Origin of the sequence: Fontivita pretiosa, assembly GCF_050410795.1 — a bacterium.
GTDB classification, from domain to species: Bacteria; Planctomycetota; Phycisphaerae; order Tepidisphaerales; family Tepidisphaeraceae; genus Fontivita; species Fontivita pretiosa.
Window position 1 is genome coordinate 4216107 of the sequence record NZ_CP191258.1, and the last position, 18006, is coordinate 4234112.

General features: G+C 65.1%; 14 protein-coding genes. 12 read left to right on the forward strand and 2 right to left on the reverse strand.

Translation table 11 applies throughout. The features are described 5' to 3' along the window. Positions 1-100: 100 nt before the first annotated feature. From ACQS5P_RS17060 to ACQS5P_RS17115, 12 genes are all read left to right on the forward strand, one after another. Positions 101-1240, forward strand: coding sequence for a glycosyltransferase family 4 protein (locus ACQS5P_RS17060; protein WP_428937825.1), 1140 nt, complete (start codon positions 101-103; stop codon positions 1238-1240). After that, the gene (locus ACQS5P_RS17065; RefSeq protein WP_428937826.1) at positions 1237-2616 is read left to right on the forward strand and encodes an O-antigen ligase domain-containing protein; all 1380 of its coding nucleotides are present in this window, start codon (positions 1237-1239) and stop codon (positions 2614-2616) included. The genes ACQS5P_RS17060 and ACQS5P_RS17065 overlap by 4 nt, the downstream gene beginning before the upstream one ends. A gap of 162 nt (positions 2617-2778) precedes the next feature. Then, on the forward strand, positions 2779-3786 hold the full coding sequence (locus tag ACQS5P_RS17070) for a glycosyltransferase family 2 protein (RefSeq protein WP_428937827.1): 1008 nt from the start codon (positions 2779-2781) through the stop codon (positions 3784-3786). Then, on the forward strand, positions 3786-4868 hold the full coding sequence (locus ACQS5P_RS17075; protein ID WP_428937828.1) for a glycosyltransferase: 1083 nt from the start codon (positions 3786-3788) through the stop codon (positions 4866-4868). The genes ACQS5P_RS17070 and ACQS5P_RS17075 overlap by 1 nt, the downstream gene beginning before the upstream one ends. Continuing rightward, the gene (locus ACQS5P_RS17080; protein WP_428941038.1) at positions 4822-6120 is read left to right on the forward strand and encodes a glycosyltransferase; all 1299 of its coding nucleotides are present in this window, start codon (positions 4822-4824) and stop codon (positions 6118-6120) included. The genes ACQS5P_RS17075 and ACQS5P_RS17080 overlap by 47 nt, the downstream gene beginning before the upstream one ends. Beyond that, positions 6111-7313, forward strand: a complete 1203-nt coding sequence (locus ACQS5P_RS17085; protein ID WP_428937829.1) for a glycosyltransferase family 2 protein — start codon at positions 6111-6113, stop codon at positions 7311-7313. The genes ACQS5P_RS17080 and ACQS5P_RS17085 overlap by 10 nt, the downstream gene beginning before the upstream one ends. A 235-nt stretch (positions 7314-7548) precedes the next feature. Beyond that, positions 7549-8313, forward strand: coding sequence for a WecB/TagA/CpsF family glycosyltransferase (locus ACQS5P_RS17090; protein ID WP_428937830.1), 765 nt, complete (start codon positions 7549-7551; stop codon positions 8311-8313). Positions 8314-8439: 126 nt separating this feature from the next. After that, on the forward strand, positions 8440-9189 hold the full coding sequence (locus ACQS5P_RS17095) for a hypothetical protein (protein WP_428937831.1): 750 nt from the start codon (positions 8440-8442) through the stop codon (positions 9187-9189). Positions 9190-9427: 238 nt separating this feature from the next. Continuing rightward, positions 9428-9943, forward strand: a complete 516-nt coding sequence (locus ACQS5P_RS17100; RefSeq protein WP_428937832.1) for a hypothetical protein — start codon at positions 9428-9430, stop codon at positions 9941-9943. 136 nt (positions 9944-10079) lie between these two features. After that, positions 10080-11000 carry a hypothetical protein gene (locus ACQS5P_RS17105; protein WP_428937833.1) on the forward strand — a complete coding sequence of 307 codons (921 nt, stop codon included), beginning with the start codon at positions 10080-10082 and terminating at the stop codon, positions 10998-11000. A gap of 279 nt (positions 11001-11279) precedes the next feature. Then, complete coding sequence (locus tag ACQS5P_RS17110; protein WP_428937834.1) at positions 11280-11993, forward strand: hypothetical protein; 714 nt, start codon at positions 11280-11282, stop codon at positions 11991-11993. A gap of 287 nt (positions 11994-12280) precedes the next feature. Continuing rightward, a complete protein-coding gene (locus ACQS5P_RS17115) occupies positions 12281-15034 on the forward strand; it encodes a PKD domain-containing protein (protein ID WP_428937835.1) in 2754 nt (917 codons plus the stop codon). 34 nt (positions 15035-15068) lie between these two features. Here the strand turns inward: ACQS5P_RS17115 and ACQS5P_RS17120 are convergent, their stop codons facing one another. Together ACQS5P_RS17120 and ACQS5P_RS17125 are read right to left on the reverse strand one after the other, a co-directional pair. After that, positions 15069-16796: an ABC transporter permease gene (locus tag ACQS5P_RS17120; protein ID WP_428937836.1), complete on the reverse strand. Its 1728-nt coding sequence runs from the start codon at positions 16794-16796 to the stop codon at positions 15069-15071. 48 nt (positions 16797-16844) lie between these two features. Further along, a complete protein-coding gene (locus ACQS5P_RS17125) occupies positions 16845-17981 on the reverse strand; it encodes a Gfo/Idh/MocA family protein (protein WP_428937837.1) in 1137 nt (378 codons plus the stop codon). Positions 17982-18006: the final 25 nt, after the last annotated feature.

Genomic DNA, 18006 nt, shown 5'->3' on the forward strand with positions numbered 1-18006 from the left:
CCGAATGTGTGAATTGACAGAGCAGACGGATGTTGTCCTCGAACGGTCGCGGCGGTGATGGAGCTCCGCGCGGTCCGGCCTGGAATCGCGAAAGCAAACCATGCGAATTACGTTTCTTTCCCCTGCTCCCAACCTCTCCGGTGGTGAACGGGTGATTGCGATCTACGCCAGCAAGCTGGCCTTGCGCGGACACGATGTCGAAGTCGTGTGCGCGCGACCCGACGACCCGCCCACGCGGCAGAAGCTCAAGTTATTTCTGATGCACGGACGTTGGCCGGCACGCCCGACCGTCGGTCCATCTCATTACGCGAACTACGGGGTGCATTATCGGGTGGTCAACCACGCTGGACCGCTGACGGACGATGATATCCGCGATGGCGACATTTTGGTGGCGACTTTCTGGCCGACCGTCTACTGGGCGTTGCGGCTGCGCAGCAGCAAGGGTCGTGCGGTGTTCCTGGCGCAGGGATACGAACAGCCGCATCAGCGCACGGAATGGAGTGAGCGCATACGCCACGAGCTGGAGCAGGCATGGCGGGCAGAACTTCCCTTGATCACAGTCTCGACATGGCTGGCGCGACTGGCTTACGAGCGGTTTGGCCGCTCGGCAACTGTCATTCGCAACGGCGCCGAGATTCCGCCTGCGGAGTATCGGGCACCCCGGAGTGCGCGGCGCCGCCGAATCGGGCTCATGTTCACGCCCGACTACGCCAAGGGGTGTGATATCGCCGCACATGCTCTGCTTGCTCTGAACGCGCAGGTGCGGGTCGATCTCGTCGGGTTCGGCGCTTCGCCGCCACCGGCGGAACTGCCTTTCCGCGAATACCAACTGTGTCCGCATCAGCTCGAAATTCACCGTATCTATGGCAGCAGCGAAGTCTGGCTCTTTCCCAGTCGCGCCGAAGGCTTCGGTCTGCCGATTCTCGAGGCGATGGCATGTGGCACGCCCGTCGTCGGCACACCCGCCGGAGCCGCGCCCGAACTGCTGGCACAGGGTGGGGGCGTGCTCGTGCCCCACGAGAATCCCATGGCTCTGGCCGAGGCAATCATCCGAATCTGCCAGATGTCCGACGATCAATGGCAGCAGATGTCAGACGCTGCGTATCGAACCGCCTCGGCTTACACATGGGACGATGCGACGACCCTGTTCGAGAACGTGTTGCTGGATTTGGCCAACCAGGCGAAACCCGGGGTGCAGGCGCAATCGAGCCGTCATCATGAGCCGGCTCTGTGCAGATGAACATCGCTGTTCCCATCCTCCTCTTCGGCTGGATCCCGCTGGTGGTCGTGCTGTTCGCGGGTTTGCCGTCGCGGCGGGCGGTGATCGCGGCGTTTCTGCTGGCCTGGCTGTTTCTGCCCGTGGCAGAGTATCGCATTCCGGGGCTGCCCGACTACACCAAGATGTCCGCCACGTGTCTGGGCGTCATGCTCGGCACGATGCTGTTCGATCTTCCCAGGCTGCTGAGCTTCCGCCCGAACTGGATCGATCTGCCGATGGCGATCTGGTGCGCCTGCCCGCTGGCATCGTCGCTCTCCAATGGGCTGGGCGTCTACGACGGGCTGTCAGCGGTGCTGAATCAATTCACCGCCTGGGGCCTGCCGTATCTGATCGGCCGGCTGTATTTCACGGATGCGGCGTCGCTGAAGGAGCTGGCGGTGGGAATCTTCGTCGGGGGGCTGCTGTACGTGCCGCTGTGCCTGTACGAGATCCGCATGAGCCCGCAGTTGCATGCGATGCTCTACGGCTACCATCAGCACAGCTTCGCGCAGACGATCCGCTGGGGCGGGTGGCGGCCAACCGTGTTCATGCAGCACGGGCTGATGGTGGGGATGTGGATGTGCATGGCATCGCTGGTGGGGCTGTGGCTGTGGATGAGCGGATCGGTGCGTCGGGTGTGCGGCATGCCGATGGGGTGGCTGTTGCCGCCGCTGCTGATCACGGCGATCCTGTGCAAATCGACCGGGGCGCTGGCGCTGCTGGTGCTGGGGCTGTGGGCGCTGCTGACGGCCAGGTGGCTGCGCAGCTCGCTGGCGGTGTGGGTGCTGCTGATGCTCTCGCCTTTGTACATGACGCTGCGCGCCGGGGGTCAATGGTCCGGGCAGAACCTGGTGTCGCTGGCCGAGAGCCTGACCGGGCCGCAGCGCGCCGGGTCGCTGCAATATCGGATGCACAACGAAGACCTCCTGGCCGCCCGGGCGCTGCAACGCCCGCTGTTCGGCTGGGGAGGCTGGGGGCGCGCCAGAGTCAAGGACGAGACCAGTGGCCGGGACATCTCCGTGACCGACGGCTTGTGGATCATCGCCCTTGGCAACCACGGGGTGGCAGGCCTGGCTTCGCTGACGGCAAGCATGCTGCTGCCGGGAATGATGCTGTGCCTGCGACGAAGTGTCGGCGAGTGGTCGATGCCGGCCTTTGGCCCCGCTGCGGTGCTGGCCGTGGTCGTGACGCTTTACATGATCGATGGTGTACCCAATGCGATGGTCAATCCGGTTTTCATCCTGTCGGCTGGGGCACTGGGAGCCCTGGCCAACCGATACAGCGCATGCAGGCAGGTCTGGCTTGCTGCTCGTGTGCCGCCAGCGATGCACCGCGTGGATGCCGTGATGATGGCCTGATCTGGCGAACAACGCTTCCCGTGCGGCGAGGAAGCCGCAGCACTTGACGCTAACCGACATGAAGCTGCTTGATTCCTGTCCGGCGTGTGGTCACCGAGAATTGATGCATCACAACCGCGCGTGTCGGGCGGTCTGGGACTGAAGAATCGGGGCTCACTTCGCATGAACGTACAGATCCTCATCGTCAACTATCGCACCGGCCCGGCGGTGGTGCAGTGCCTGCGATCGCTGGCCGGGCAGTGCGCGGCGGGCGCGTCGCGGTCGGCGCGGTATGGCGTCATCGTGCTGGATTCGGCGTCGGGAGATGGGTCGGCGGAAGTGATTTCGGCGGCGATCGCAGGCAACGGCTGGGGAGGCTGGGCGCGCGTGGTGAAACTGGCTCGCAACGGCGGGTTCGCGTTCGCCAACAACGCGGGAATCCGCCTGGCGCTGGGCGGCGGTCAGGATCGGCCGCGGTACATCATGCTGCTCAATCCCGACACGATCGTCCGTCCCGGGGCCGTCGAGGCGCTGGTTGAGTTTCTCGATTCGCACGATCGGGCGGGGATCGCGGGCAGCCAGCTTGAAGACGCCGATGGTCGGGCCGTCAGCTCCGCCAGGCGGCGCCCGAGCGTGGTGGGCGAGCTGATCGAGGCTGCGAGGCTGAACGTGTTGTCGCGCCTGCTGTGGCGGCACGTGGTGCCGTTGCCGCCCGGGCAGAGGCCCATGCGCTGCGACTGGGTTTCCGGCGCGGCGATGATGGTTCGCCGCGAGGTCTTCGAGCAGGTGGGGCTGCTGGATGAAGGGTATTTCCTGTATTTCGAAGAGGTGGACTTCTGCGATCGGGTGCGTGGTTGCGGGTGGGAAGTGTGGCACGTGCCGGCATCGCGGGTGATGCATCTGGAAGGCGTGGCGACGGGCATCAGCCGCGGCGCATCGGCTCGCAGGCCGCGATACTGGTACGACTCGCGGCGGAGGTACTTTTTGCGGCAGGGGGGCATCGCCAGGCTCCTGGCCGCCGACGCCGCCTGGGCCGCCGGACACGCCAGCCTGCTGTTGCGGCGTGCGATGGGTCTCGGCGGTCGCGGCGGACATGAGCCGCAGCGTGTCACACTGGATCTACTTGGCGGGGATCTGCGGGCACTGATCCGCGGGGATGCGAGCCGTCGAATCAAGTCGCCGATGAGCTGATGAGCGGGATTGCAGACAAGGTGGGCGATCGCGTCGGCGTGGTGGTGATCGGCCGCAACGAAGGGGCGCGGCTCCAGCGGTGCCTGCGGTCGGTGCTGGGGTGCGGAGTCGGGCGGGTGGTGTACGTCGATTCCGGCTCGACCGACGGCAGCGTCACGCTGGCCCGCGAGATGGGTGTGGTGGTCGAGGAGCTGGACGGCTCGGCCCCGTTCACCGCGGCGCGGGCGCGAAACGCCGGGTTCTGGCGGTTGTGGCAGGTCTTCGGGCCGACGCAGTATGTCCAATTCGTCGATGGCGACTGCGAGCTGCATCCGCAGTGGATCGAGCGTGCAGCGCGCGAGCTACAGCGTCGAGCCGAAGTGGGCGTGGTCTGTGGACGATTGCGGGAGCGCTTCGCCGGGGCGTCGATCTACAACCGGCTGTGCGACATCGAGTGGAACGGGCCGATCGGGGAGGTCTCCGAGTGCGGCGGGGTTGCGATGTATCGGGCGAGCTGCTTCCGCGCCGAGCGCGGGTTCGATCCATCAGTGCCGGCTGGCGAAGAGCCGGAGCTGTGCGTGCGGCTGCGGCGTCGGGGCTGGAAGATCATTCGCCTGGGCGAGGAGATGGGTTGGCATGACGCGGCGATGTATCGCTTCGGCCAGTGGTGGCGGCGCGCGGTGCGAAGCGGATATGGCTACGCGATGGGCGCGGCGATGCACGGACGATCGCCACAGCGACACTGGGTTCGGCAGGCCTGGAGCATCTGGGTGTGGGGACTGATCGTCCCGTTGGTGGTCGTGGGGCTTGCCTGGCCCAGCCGCGGCGCAAGCGCCTTGCTGTTGAGCGGGTACGGGCTGGTGATGTGGCGAGCGTACAGATCGATGCGTCGGCGCGGGTACGGACATGCCGATTCGTGGCTGTATGCCGTGTTTTGTGTTCTGGCCAAGTTTCCGCAGGTTCTGGGGCAGCTTCGCTATTGGTCGCGGCGTGCGACGGCGCCTGGGCGGCCGGCCGGCGCGATGGCTCCGCAGTCTTTTGCGGCGCGGAAAGATGATGCGCATTGCCTATCTGATCAACCAGTATCCGCACATCAGCCATAGCTTCATCCGGCGGGAGATCGCGGCGCTGGAGAGCCTGGGGGTGCAGGTGCAACGCTACTCGCTGCGCGGACGGGAGCGGGTGGTGGCCGATCCTCTGGATGTCGCAGAACAGCAGCGCACGCGCGTCGTGCTCGAGAGCGGGCTGGCGACGATGCTTGGGGCGGTGGCGTTGACGCTGGCGGCAAATCCGCGCGGACTGGCGCGGGCGGTTTGTGGAGCGATGAGGCTGGGGTGGTGCTCGGACCGCGGGTTGCTGAGGCACCTGGCGTATCTGGTCGAAGCGTGCGTGTTGTGGCGGTGGATGCGACAGGATCAGATCAAGCATCTTCACGCCCACTTCGGCACCAACTCCGCCGCCGTGGCGATGCTCGTGCATCTGCTGGGCGGAATCCGCTACAGCTTCACGGTGCATGGGCCCGAAGAGTTCGACCGGCCCCAGACGCTGTCGCTGGGCCGGAAGATTCGGGCCGCCAGTTTCGTGGTAGCCATCAGCCACTTCACGCGGAGCCAGCTTTGCCGGTGGTGCGGCTGCGAAGACTGGCCGAAGATCAGGGTGGTTCATTGTGGGGTGGATGGACAGTATCTGGAAACCGAGGATTGGCCGGATGTGCCGGCGGACAGTCGCCGGCTTGTGTGCGTCGGGCGGCTGTGCGAGCAGAAGGGCCAGCTTCTGCTGATCGAGGCGGTTTCGCGACTGGTTCGCGAGGGAATTCGTGTGGAGCTGACACTGATCGGCGACGGACCGATGCGTGGTCAGATCGAACGGGCGATTCGCGACGGCGGGCTGGAGCACTGTGTGCAGCTTGCCGGATGGTGCAGCGGCGCGGAAGTGCGCGCGCATCTGTTGAACAGCCGCGCGCTGGTGCTGCCGAGCTTTGCCGAGGGATTGCCGCTGGTACTGATGGAGGCCATGGCGCTGGGCCGGGCGGTGATCAGCACGTACGTGGGCGGGATTCCGGAGCTTGTCGAGCCGGGCAGCAATGGCTGGCTGGTTCCCGCCGGCTCGGTCGAGGCGCTGGTGCAGGCGATGCGGCAGGCGCTTGAGATCCCGGCGGCGGAGCTGCGCCGCATGGGCCGGGCCGGACGAGACAAAGTGCTCAAGCAGCATGATGCCCGCAAGGAAGCGGCGAAACTGGCCGAGCTGTTTGACCAATCACTTCATGAACAGCGCGCCGCAGTGGCCGAAGCCGGTTGCGGGGTCTGGCACGGGAAGACCGCAGGCGCGCTGGCAGGCAGACTGGGATGGTCATAACGACCGTTACAATCATTCTGGTGCTGTTCGCAGTGGCGATGGCGATCCCGTGCATTGTCGTCGGGGTCGAATGCCTCATCGCCGTAATCGGTGGTGCGGATCGGCGCGCTGCGTTGGAGCATCGAGGCAACCAGCGGCTGGCGGTATTGATCCCGGCACACAACGAACAGACCTGCATTGCCGCCACGCTCAGCACCGTCTTGCCGCAGTTGCGTGCGGGCGATCGCGTGCTGGTGGTGGCCGACAACTGCACCGATGACACCGCCGAGCAGGCGCGCCGCGCCGGCGCACAAGTGGTGGTGCGCCATGATCCTCATCGGCGCGGCAAGGGCTATGCGTTGGCGTATGGCGTGCAAGCGCTTGCAGCCGACCCGCCCCAGGTCGTGGTCGTGATCGATGCCGACACAAGGCTGTTGCCGGGGTCGATCGATGCGCTTCGAGATCATGTGTCACTGTCTGAAGCACCAGCGCAGGCAGTGAATCTGCTCGAACCCCCGTCCAATCCAGGCGCGCGAGATCGGCTGTCGGCGCTGGCGTTCATGGTCAGGAATCTGGCGCGCCCGCTGGGTCTGTCGCGCTTGGGGTTGCCGTGTCCGCTGTTCGGGACGGGCATGGCGCTTCCGTGGCAGGCACTGCGGGATGCTCCGCTGGCCAGCGGAAACATCGTGGAAGACATGCAGCTCGGGATCGACCTGGCGATCGGCGGGCATCCGGCGCGGCTGTGTCCGGAGGCGCGGGTAATGGGCGTTCTGCCTTCCGGCTCGACTGACGCGCGGGCGCAGCGAACGCGATGGGAGCATGGGCATGTTCGCACGCTCCTGACGCAGGTGCCACGACTGCTCGGCCAGGCTCTGCGGCAACGACGACTCGATCTGCTGGCGATGGCGGTGGACCTGAGCGTCCCGCCGCTGGCACTGCTGGTGCTGATCTGGACGGTGCTGAGCAGCCTTTCGTTTCTGCTGTGGTGGCTTGCGGGACGTTGGGAGGCGGCGGCGATCTGCGGGTGCGGCGCGGCGTCGCTGCTGTGCGGAGTGCTGCCCGCCTGGTGGCGCTTTGCCCGGCAGCTCATTCCCGCCTCAAGCCTGTTGGCTGTGCCGCTGTATATCGTGTGGAAACTTCCGATGTACCTGCGTCTGTTCGTCAGTCCCCAGCGACAGTGGATTCGCACGGCCCGTCCGGGCACGGCGGGCTGAAGCTGCTGTAGTACCCCAATTCCTGCGCCGACGTTCAGACATTGGCACTACATCTGACAACATAGTTCCATTCCAACTGGGGTGAGATATGGAAGCGTCAGCTACCATAGATATAGACAGTGTGCGCGGAGCTGCTGCGGAGCGAGCCGACACCGACCGGCGTGCAGTGACTTGCGCGCCAACGCAGGCGGCTGGCTGGCCTGTGGTCTACGTCGGCTGCGCCGCACTCCACAGGATGACCGAAAGCCAGGTTGTCGGGCACATCATCGGGGAGCTGGCGGCGGGGCGCGGCGGATGGGTGGTGACGCACAACCTGGACCACCTGCGCCGCCTGGCATGTGATCCGCATTTCAGACGTGCTTGCGAAGGGGCGACGTTGCGGGTTGCCGACGGTATGCCGGTGCTGTGGGCAAGCTGGTTCGCAGGCACTCCGCTGCCACAGCGTGTCGCCGGGTCAAGTCTGATCTACAGCCTCAGTGAGACGGCGGCGCGAGCGGGGAACAGCATCTTTCTTCTGGGGGGCAATCCCGGCACGGCTGCGCGTGCGGCGGACCGACTTACACAGTGCTATCCAGGGCTGCGTGTGGTCGGCACGATGTGCCCGCCGCTGGGTTTTGAGCGGGATCGCCGGTACATGCGCCGCCTGCTGGCGCGGCTGCGCAGCGCAAGGCCGGACATCGTGTTTGTCGGGCTTGGCTCGCCGAAGCAGGAGTATCTGATCGAGCGTTTGCATCGGCTGTTGCCGCGTACATGGTTTCTGGGTGTGGGGATCAGTTTCAGCTTTGTCTGTGGAGAGATCCCCCGCGCGCCGCGAGTGCTTCAATATCTGGGGCTGGAATGGATGCACCGACTGGTGTATGAGCCCCGTCGCCTGGCCAAACGATATCTGCTTCAAGGCATTCCCTTCGCGATGCAGCTATTCGCCACAGTCGTCTGGCGGCGATTCAGTCGTGAGCCGGCGATGCGCCCTTCGCACGCCGCCCGCGCAACTGGGGTATGAGGCAAAGTGTGCATGACAGTGCTGTGAGCTATGGAAGACAGGAAACGACCGGCCGCGGCCAGCGACGTGAGATCCTGCGCGGCGTCGTGAACGCAAATGTGAATACCTACATGGGAGGGCCGTACTATGGCGTCTGGACATTCAATGGAGCATGAGTCGATCGGCGCGGCGCGCATGGCCAGGGGAACCGGCCTGGCGATGGTCCTGGTGCTGTCGGCCGGTGCGGGCGGGGCGTCGGCAGAGACGGCCTACTGCTACCAGTTCCGAAGCATCACCAACAACTCAGCGGTGGACTCGGCGACGGGGCAGCACCAGTTGCGCATGTTTGTCAGCCCCGCCGGACAGACCGCCACCGGCAGCAACCTGGTCGATTTCCGCTTCGAGAACATCGGACCGGATCCGTGCGCGATCACGGACATTTACTTTTACGACGGGTGGCTTCTGGGCATCTGGCAGATCGACTCCAGCGCAGGAGTGACGTTCGACGACAACGCCAAGCCCGAGTGGCTGGCGGGATATCGGGGCGGGGATCCCAGCCAGGTGTTCAGCAATCTGTTCAGCGCGGATTCCAATTCTGCGGTTCAGCTCAATGGCGTGAACCCCGGGGAGTGGCTGAACATACGCTTTGAGCTCAAAGGCCCCGCGACGATCGCCAACGTGATTTCTGACCTGGCCAAGCCACCGCGCGACTTTTACCGGCTTGTGGTGGGTCTTCACGTGCAGGGGTTTGCCGACGGCGGAAGCGAGAGCTTCGTCCACGACCAGGCCGGCGCCGTGGTCGTGCCTGTCCCACCGGCGATCTGGGGCGGAGTGGGGTTGATGGGTGTGCTCGGCCTTGGTCAGGGAATTCGGTGGTTGCGGGGCCGAGAGATCTGATGGATGGCCTGTCGGTAGCGCCGTCAGCGTGCCCGGCCGCGCTGTGCAATCAGAGCGGCAACCAGGCAACGTTGGATTCATTCGTCGAGATCGAGACGGCGGTACGGACCGCCGCGAACAAAACAGTTTGCCCGGTCGAGCGCATGCTTTGGCCGGCAATTCCGGTTTTTTTGGTGCGGGGAACCCGCAGAAAGGCAGGTGTGACATGCGAGTCGCTAGATGCGCCATCGCGTGGGCGATGGCATGGGCGATCAGCGTGGCAGCCTACGGGGATACCGTGGGGCTGACCACCGTCGGCGACCCAGTTCCGGGCAATAGCTGGGTCCAAACGTTCAACGAGAGCGGCGTCGGCAACTACGACTTCCTGGCCGTCGTCTGGCAGTCAGGCAACGGCTTTGAGGCGCCGACGTTCTCGGCCTTCACCGTCGGTGGCTGGGCGGTCTCCCTGGAGAATGCTCCGATCGGCGCGATTGCGACCGGACCGGACACTACCAATATGAACTTCAATTTGAAGTTCGCAGGATCGCCCGCCACCCCCCTGGCGTTCGACTTCTACGCCTTTGATGGGGACACGCTGAAGGAGGCTGCGCACGCATCGTGGACCGGAAGCACCTGGGTAATCGGTGCCGGTTCACCCTTGACCAAGGACCAGGTCATTGCTGCGGCCTCGGTGCCGCTGCCTGCGGCGGCGTGGGCGGGGATGGTGTTGATCGGCGGGCTCGGCGCCCGGCGGGCAATGCGCCGCGCGGACTGACTGGCGCGCATGAGGCGGGCTGCTGATCACGAGGATTGGGGGCCGGGCTGGCAACCAACAGCCCGGTCCTCAGTCCTGCCTGCGCGTCAAGTCTCAAGCGAAGGCTTGCCCCATCACTCTCATGCAGGAGGTTGCCATGAGCGTCACGTCTAACCGGCGTTTTCCGCCGGTGGCTCGATTCATTCACGGGCTTTTGTGCGGAGTCGTGGTGGCACTGGCGGCGCCGGCCTCGATCGCCGCGACCTATTCGATCGATCTGGATCCGAACGACACGCTGTTCGGCCGGCTCGACCAGGATGATATCAGTCCGGGTGGCACGGGCGCGACGGGCGCCAACAGTTGTGTTCCCACCGCCACCATGAACTCGTTCATCTTCCTTCAGAACCGCTATCCGAACATCTATGGGAACAACAACGAGCTGAGCGGGACACACAACGGAGACTGGGATGCAGCCGCCGAGGAGCTGGCCGGGCCGAATTACATGAACACCGACCCCAACCAGGGCACCACCGACAGCAACTGGGTACGTGGAAAGGTTGCCTGGCTGGAGACGTACGCGCCCGGCAAGACGGTCTACCATGGTCAGGATTTTTTTGATCTGCCCAACGAGCCGGCGTGGCTGGCGGACCAGACGGTTCCAACCCTGTGGTTCATCTGGGAGCAGTTGAGCAGAGGGCAGGATGTGGAAATCGGCATCACTCCATTGAATGCACAGGGCAATCCGGACGGGACCGGCCACGCGATGACCCTCAGCAGCATCAACTGGAATGACGCGAACAACAACATGACGTTCGATGCTGGCGACACGGCAAGCCTGGACGGAATCGATCCGGCGAATCCGGCCAACGACTTTGTGTACGAGTTGGATCTGATCGCGTCGCAGGGCCAGGAATTTCTCAGCTTTGCCGGCGGACCTTATGCCAACTACCGGATCGACGTGGTACTGGCCGAGTCGCCGGTTCCGTTGCCCCCGGCGGTCGCGGCCGGGATGGCAGCGATGGCGGCCGTAGCGGCGTGGTCGCGTCGGCGGACCACGCACGGGCTGTTTGTGGGGTGAAAACGATCGCCGGCTGCAACCGGATGCCCGGCAGGCAAGGCACGCAACGCGTGCGTATCAAGGTGGGAATTGCCGGAGCGCTTGGCTGGCCAACTCCGGCGTGCATCCGCCGCTGGCCGCGTCCGTCGTTGCCTCAGCAGCGCTGAGCAGCATCAAGTCTGGAGGAGCCAAGTGCCTGTAGATAACCAGACTCGATACCGTGGCAGTTGCACTGTCGCGAAGGGTGGGGCGGTGTTGTCCCACCGGCAGTTGCACCATTTCTGCGAAAGGACAGACCGTATGCGATTGCAACGTATGCTGTTGTTAACCGGCGTGCCCCTGACGGCGGCGCTGTGCGTGGCGCCTGCGTCCGGCGGCACGGTTACCGCGAAGTTCAACAACCTGGACCTTGCTCAGAACGTTCAGGTCAACATCGGAAGCGGGAATCAGACCTTTTCCGCAGGCCGGTTCGACTGGACGCTTGTGAGCAGCTCGGGCACGCTGCTGGGAGACTACGGCGGCGGCAACTTCAAGACGTTCTGCGTGGAGCTGACGCAATTTGTTGCGCCCGGCGGGACGTACACGTTCAATGAGATTCTGCCTCTGGCGAATCTGTTCGGCGGCGGCACCAGCGGAGCGAACATCGCCAATCTGCTCGGCGAGCTGTATGCCGACGAGTTCGACAACGTGGACACCGCAGCCGAAGCGGCTTCGTTCCAGGTGGCTGTCTGGGAGATCGTCAAGGACGGCGGCGCGGGCGTGGCCAACCTGAATCTGGGCGCTGGCAACTTCACGCTGGTCAGCGGTGCATCGCTGGCCGCTTCGTATCTGGCCAACCTGGGCGGCGGTCCGGTGGAAGCCCTGGTCGGCTTGCAGAATCCGAGCCATCAGGACCAGATTGTGCTGGCCAAGGCCGGGGCGGTCATCCCGTTGCCCGGAGCGTTTGCGGCAGGACTGCCGCTGATGCTGGCCGGCGCCACGGCAATGCGAATGCGGCAGCGTCGCTGGGCGTAGCACGCTTGCGGCGCCACGGCGCGTCCCTCGCGGCCGCGGATTACGCCCCATCGTAGGGCGGGTCCGCGGCCGCGCTTTTTTCGGTCCGACCCTGCCCGGCGATTGCTCGCGCAGGTGGTATTATCAGGCCCTGCTGAGCAGATTATCGGATCAGGCAGATGCCGCGCGAACTTGGCGAACGATCGACGAAATTGGATATATGGGAAAGCTAAGGAGTCTTTAGGGGTCGCATGCAGCGTTGTCCGGCCAGACGTGTGTTGAACGGATGCCAGCCAGAACAGGGCACCGTGCCCCGTCGCGCACTGGCGCGGGGCGCGCGATCGCGCCGGCAGGATCGCCAGCCTGGCGGGCGTGCGGCCTCGCAGTGCTGCGAGTCGCTGGAAAGCCGCTGCCTGCTCAGTGGCCTGCCGCTGGACAGCATGCCGACGCTGTCAAGCCTGCCCGGGGCCAGTGCCAGACTGTTCCTGGATTTCGATGGAGCTGCCGCGGGCACGTGGCAGGGATACACCGTCCCCGCGACGCCGGCGTTTGATCTGGATGGCGATGCGACCACCTTCACCGCCGCAGAACTGAACGCGATTGAGGAGATCTGGTCGCGCGTCGCAGAGAAGTACAGCCCGTTCAATCTCGACGTGACGACAGTGGATCCGGGCAATCGCGATGACTTTCGCACCGCCGCGGTCGTGATCGGCGGCAACGGAGCGTGGTATGGCGGCGGCGTGGGCGGAATCGCCATGGTGCGAGGCTTCAGCAGCGCCACCCGATCGAACACCGCCTATGTGTTTCAGAAGCTGCTGGGAACCAACAAGATGGTCGCCGAGGCAGCAGCTCACGAGGCCGGACACCTGTTCGGCCTGAACCACCAGAGCCTCTGGAATGGCACGACGCTGGCCCAGGAATACTACTCGGGGACCGCGGGCAGGGCGCCGGTGATGGGCAACAGCTATGGCTCGACGCGCGGGCTGTGGTGGTACGGAACCACATCCGTGTCATCCACGGCGATGCAGGACGATCTGGCGATTCTGGCCGGCTCGACCAACGCCTTTGGCTACCGCGGCGACGACCATGCTGATGCGCCCGGGTCGGCCACCACGCTTGCCGGCGCCGCGCCGCTCGTGTCCGGCATCATCGCCAGCACAACAGACACCGACTGGTTAACGTTTACCAGCGGCCAGGGGATCGTCCAACTCACCGCCGATGTGACGCAGTACGGGGCGATGCTGGACCTGAGGCTGGAGCTGCGGGATTCGGCCGGGACGCTGATCGCAGCGGCGGACACGTCGAGCCTGGGTGAGACGCTGAGTCTGAGCATCGCCGCCGGTTCGTATTACGTTGTCGTGGCCAGCCACGGTGAATACGGCGATGTTGGGCAGTACACGCTGACGGCGAGCATCCCTGCCGCCACACCCGCGCCGGTAGCGGATGCTGGCGGGCCGTACACGGTCCATGAAGGCGCTGCGGTGCAGCTTCGCGGCGACGCCAGCAGCGGCTCGGCACTTCGATTCGAGTGGGATCTGGATGGCGACGGCATCTATGGCGAAACCGGCGCCGCCGCCACACGCGGCGATGAAACCGGCGAGCGGCCAACCTTCAGCGCCGCCGGGCTGGATGGCCCCGGCGTGTTCACGGTTGGCCTGCGCGTCTGGGATTCGCTGTCTCGCAGCGACAGCACCACCACGACGATCAACATCGCCAATGTGGCGCCGACGCTGGCGATCGAAGGCAGCGCCAGCAGCGCGGTCGGCTCGCGATACAGCCTGAACCTGGACACGACCGATCCGGGCAACGATGCGATCGTGCAGTGGATCGTCGATTGGGGCGATGGCACGCCGCCACAATACATCAGTGCAAACCCCTCAACCGTTCAGCACGTCTATGTCAGCGCCGGCACCTACACGATCAGCGCCTCCGCCAGCGACGACGACGGCACCTACAGCGCCAGCCCGTGGACGCTGAGCGTATCGCCAGCGCGGCGGCCATGGGCCAAAATCCGGATGGACGGCGACATCACACTGCCCGGCCTGACCGACCAAACCCTGGGCGTGATCTACGCCGACGACGTGGCCATTAACGCCGACAGCATCGGCGACGGCGATCTGCTGATCAGCGGCCCGCACGGATTCGCCCGGCAGGCTGAGCTGTTGTCGTTCACCAGGCAGGATGACAAGACGTATCTGGCGACGTATCGCGTCGCCGCGCCGGGCGGAAGCTGGGATCCGGCCGACAACGGCACCTATGCCATCACGCTTCAAGCCAATCAGCTCAGCGACGACGCCGGGTTTTATGCGCTGGCGGCGCGGCTGGGGGTGTTCCAGGTCGGCGTGTTGCCTGCGGATCTCGCGGGCAACAGCCTGGCGATGGCACGCTCGCTTGGCAGCTTCGGTGGCAGCGAAATCCGCGCCGTCGAGGATGGGGTGGGCATACGCGATCGGAACGACTTTTACAGGCTGACTCTCACCGCCACGGTCGCGCTGTCAGTCAAGATGTACAACATGACCGACAACGCCGAGCTGCTGCTGCTGGATGCGCGGGGCAATCGGCTGGTCTTTTCGAAAAACGCCGGTTACGCCGCCGAGACGTTCGTCAAGACACTCCAAGCCGGGACGTACTTTTTGCGCGCGGTCTACACGTCGGAGGTGGGCACGGCGTATCGCCTGCGTATCCAGGCCGCCACGCCTGTCGCGGCCGCCGCGCCCCTTTCGCCGACGACCTTGGCTTCGGCTCGCCAGATCGGGTCGATCAGCCCGGGTGCGGTTCGCGTCATCGACGATTCAGTCATACCCGCTGGCGGCTCGTCATCCGACCTGTTTCGCTTCACGCTGGAAAGCTCGGCCAGGACATATCTCAAGCTCTACGGGCTGAGCGATAACGCCGATCTGGAGCTGTACGATTCCCGCGGCAGTGCGCTTCGCGTATCGCGACGTGCTGGCAGCAGCTATGAAGTGATCGTGGCGGACCTTGTGGCTGGCACGTACTACGCCCGCGTTGTGGCGGCAGGCGCTGGCGCCACGTCGTACCGGCTCCGCATCGCCGCTGCATGAGCTGTTCGGCGAACGTTGCTGCCCCCGGGCAAGATCAGACGCGGAACAGTGCGCCCATCCGGCGGCCCAGCAGCGCGTTGGCCGAGAGGATCGTGAGCGTGAGGATGAGCATCGCCCACACGCCCAGGGCGCTGGCGATGTAGGGCCCGTCGCCCAGGCGCTGGTAAAGCTCGTAGATCGCCTTGGTGATCGGCCAGTGCGATTCGCGCTGCGCCAGAAGCAGCGAATCGCTGACTTCGAGCATGGCGAAGGCGAAGGCGAGCAGCCCGCCGGCGATCAGGTTGGCGCTGATCAGCGGCACGGTGATTCGCCGGATCGTCGTCAGGCTCGAGGCGCCCAGGTTCCTCGCCGCCAGCTCCAGGTCCACCGGCGTCTGCTCCAACCCGGCCACGGCGCTGCGAACGACGTAGGGCAGGCGTCGCATGGCGTAGGCCACCACCAGCAGCAACGTCGGGTTCTGCGTCACATCAACCAGATCGCGCAGCCACTTCGTGTCCTTGAACCACGCCTGTAGCTTGATGCTGATGGCCAGATATCCGAACGCCAGCACCAGCCCCGGCACCGCCAGTGGGAGCATGGCCAGGCTGTCGAGTATCTGGCGTCCGGGCAGGGTCGTGCGCACCAGCAGCCAGGCGATCAACAGTCCCAGCACCACGTCGAGAATCATGCTTCCGCTGGCGAAAAAGATGCTGTTCTGGACGCTGGGCAGCGTCAGCGGGTGCGTCAGTCCGTTGCGGTAATGCTCCAGCGTGAAGACGCTGGGCAGGGCGGATTGATACCACGCGCCCACCCCGCTGAAGCTCATGAGAACCACGCCCAGATGCGGGAGCAGCGCCAGCCCGCCCACGATCAGGAACGGCGCCAGCACGGGAATGCTCGCCAGCGGACCCAGCCGCCGCGGCGCCGATTGAATGCTCGCCTTGGCCACCGCCGCATCCTGCCGCCGGCCGAGAATGAACTTGCCCACGATGTACAGCAGGACGCTGGCCAGCAGCATCACAACGACCAGCGCGTAGGGCACGGGATTGCCGCTGATCTGCGTGATGCGGTGAAAGATCTGGACGGGCGTGACCTGATAGAAATCGAACATGAGCGGCGTGCCCAGCTCGGTGAAGCTCCAGATCAGCACGATCGTGCCGCCGGCGAAAAGCCCGGGCCGCATCAGCGGCAACGTGATTTTTCGGAAGACCCGCCATCGGGAAGCACCGAGATTGGCGGCGGCCTGCTCCATCGCCGGGTCCAGGTTCGCCAGCGCCGCGCTGACGTTGAGGAACATGATCGGATACAGGCTCAGGGCCTCGACAAGCACGATACCAAAGACGCGCGCCGTTCCGATCCAGTCGATCGGGGCGCCCGGCGGGGCCAGGCCAAGCTGCTGGGCGATACTGGTGAGCATGCCGAAGCGACCGAGGATCTGTCGCATGCCGATGGCGCCGACGAACGGCGGGAGGATCAGCGGCACGAGCACCAGTCCGGTGACCAGGCTTCTGCCCCAAAAATCCAGTCGCACGGACATCATCGCCAGTGGCACGGCGATCAGCGTGCACAGCGCGGTTACGCTGACGGCGATCATGGCGCTGTTGAGCAGGCCGCGGCGAAGCGAGTGATCCTGGAAGATCGCCTTGACGTAATCGAGCGTAAAACCCTGCCCGTCGATGCCGAAGAATCCGACCTGCACCACCTGCACGATCGGCCAGATCAGGAACACGCCGAACAGTCCCAGCAGCAACAGCATCAGCAGAAATGGTCGAAGCTGTCTCATGGGCAGGATCGAGGAAGATCGAGCATGGGCACAGGATCTGGCAGGCGGTCAGTCGTCCAGGATGCCGAAGGGCAGATCCGCACGCATGGGGCTCGGGCGGGTGTAGGCGACGGTCGGCGAATACGTGGCGCCCTGTTCGGAACTGTCCAGAAAGCCCTGCATGAGGTCGAGCACGGCGAAGGCCTGGTCGCCGCTGGCGCGATGCGCCCGTCCCGAGCGTATCGCCGCCGCCATGTCCGCAAGTCCCACCGCGCGACCATAGCCCTGGACGAATGCCGGGGGGATTTGAGTCCAGTCGGCGTCGGTGTTTCGGCGGAGGTGCACCGGCCCGTCGAAGCGGTTGGGATCGGGCACTCGCAGCGTTCCCTCCGTGCCGTAGATGGTGATGGGTTGCGCGCCGTCATAGGTGGCAAATCGCGTGGCGAAGCTGGTGACGATCGTGCCGGCGCAGCCATTGGCGAATTCGATCATGCCGCAGATGTGGTCGGGCGTCTCGACTTTGATCTTCTTGCCAAACTTCGGTCCGGGTGCGCCGGTCGTGCGGTCGGTGTGGGTGATGGTGCGCTGCGGAATGGCGATCGTGGCCATCCCGCTGATTCGCCTGACCGGACCCAGCAGATTCAACAGAGCCGTCAGGTAATACGGCCCCATGTCGAACATCGGCCCGCCGCCCGGCTCGTAATAGAATTCGGGGTTGGGATGCCAGCTTTCATGGCCGGGACACATCATGAAGGCGGTGAACGCGACGGGCCGGCCGATCGCTCCGTCGTCGATGAGCTTCCGCGCCGTTTGCAGCCCGGCGCCCATGAACGTGTCGGGCGCGCAGCCGACGCGCACCTGTCGGCCCCGTGCCGCCATGATCAGTCGCCGGCCCTCCTCGCGGTCGATGCCCAGTGGTTTTTCGCTGTACGTGTGTTTTCCCGCTTCGATCGCGCGCAGCCCGATCGGCACATGCGCCTTGGGAACCGTCAGGTTCAGGACGATCTCGATCGAGTCATCGGCCAGCATCTCATCCACCGTACAGGCTTTGGGGATCTGATATTTCTCTGCGGCCGCTTTGGCGCGGCTCATGTCCAGGTCCGCGCAGGCGGCGATCTGAAGGATCGGGAAATTCGCCGCCATTCCGAGGTATGCCCCGCTGATCGCCCCGCATCCGATGACGCCAACTCTTACTTTGTCTTGCATAGATGCCTGCCAAGTTTAGCTTCGT

Bases quoted from the DNA above. Each gene is read 5' to 3' on its own strand.
- ACQS5P_RS17080 (WP_428941038.1), top strand. From the start codon at position 4,822: ATGCGCATTGCCTATCTGATCAACCAGTATCCGCACATCAGCCATAGC.
- ACQS5P_RS17095 (WP_428937831.1), top strand. From the start codon at position 8,440: ATGGCGTCTGGACATTCAATGGAGCATGAGTCGATCGGCGCGGCGCGC.
- ACQS5P_RS17110 (WP_428937834.1), top strand. From the start codon at position 11,280: ATGCGATTGCAACGTATGCTGTTGTTAACCGGCGTGCCCCTGACGGCG.
- ACQS5P_RS17060 (WP_428937825.1), top strand. From the start codon at position 101: ATGCGAATTACGTTTCTTTCCCCTGCTCCCAACCTCTCCGGTGGTGAA.
- ACQS5P_RS17105 (WP_428937833.1), top strand. From the start codon at position 10,080: ATGAGCGTCACGTCTAACCGGCGTTTTCCGCCGGTGGCTCGATTCATT.
- ACQS5P_RS17090 (WP_428937830.1), top strand. From the start codon at position 7,549: ATGACCGAAAGCCAGGTTGTCGGGCACATCATCGGGGAGCTGGCGGCG.
- ACQS5P_RS17100 (WP_428937832.1), top strand. From the start codon at position 9,428: ATGGCATGGGCGATCAGCGTGGCAGCCTACGGGGATACCGTGGGGCTG.
- ACQS5P_RS17085 (WP_428937829.1), top strand. From the start codon at position 6,111: ATGGTCATAACGACCGTTACAATCATTCTGGTGCTGTTCGCAGTGGCG.
- ACQS5P_RS17065 (WP_428937826.1), top strand. From the start codon at position 1,237: ATGAACATCGCTGTTCCCATCCTCCTCTTCGGCTGGATCCCGCTGGTG.
- ACQS5P_RS17075 (WP_428937828.1), top strand. From the start codon at position 3,786: ATGAGCGGGATTGCAGACAAGGTGGGCGATCGCGTCGGCGTGGTGGTG.
- ACQS5P_RS17125 (WP_428937837.1), bottom strand. From the start codon at position 17,981: ATGCAAGACAAAGTAAGAGTTGGCGTCATCGGATGCGGGGCGATCAGC.
- ACQS5P_RS17070 (WP_428937827.1), top strand. From the start codon at position 2,779: ATGAACGTACAGATCCTCATCGTCAACTATCGCACCGGCCCGGCGGTG.
- ACQS5P_RS17120 (WP_428937836.1), bottom strand. From the start codon at position 16,796: ATGAGACAGCTTCGACCATTTCTGCTGATGCTGTTGCTGCTGGGACTG.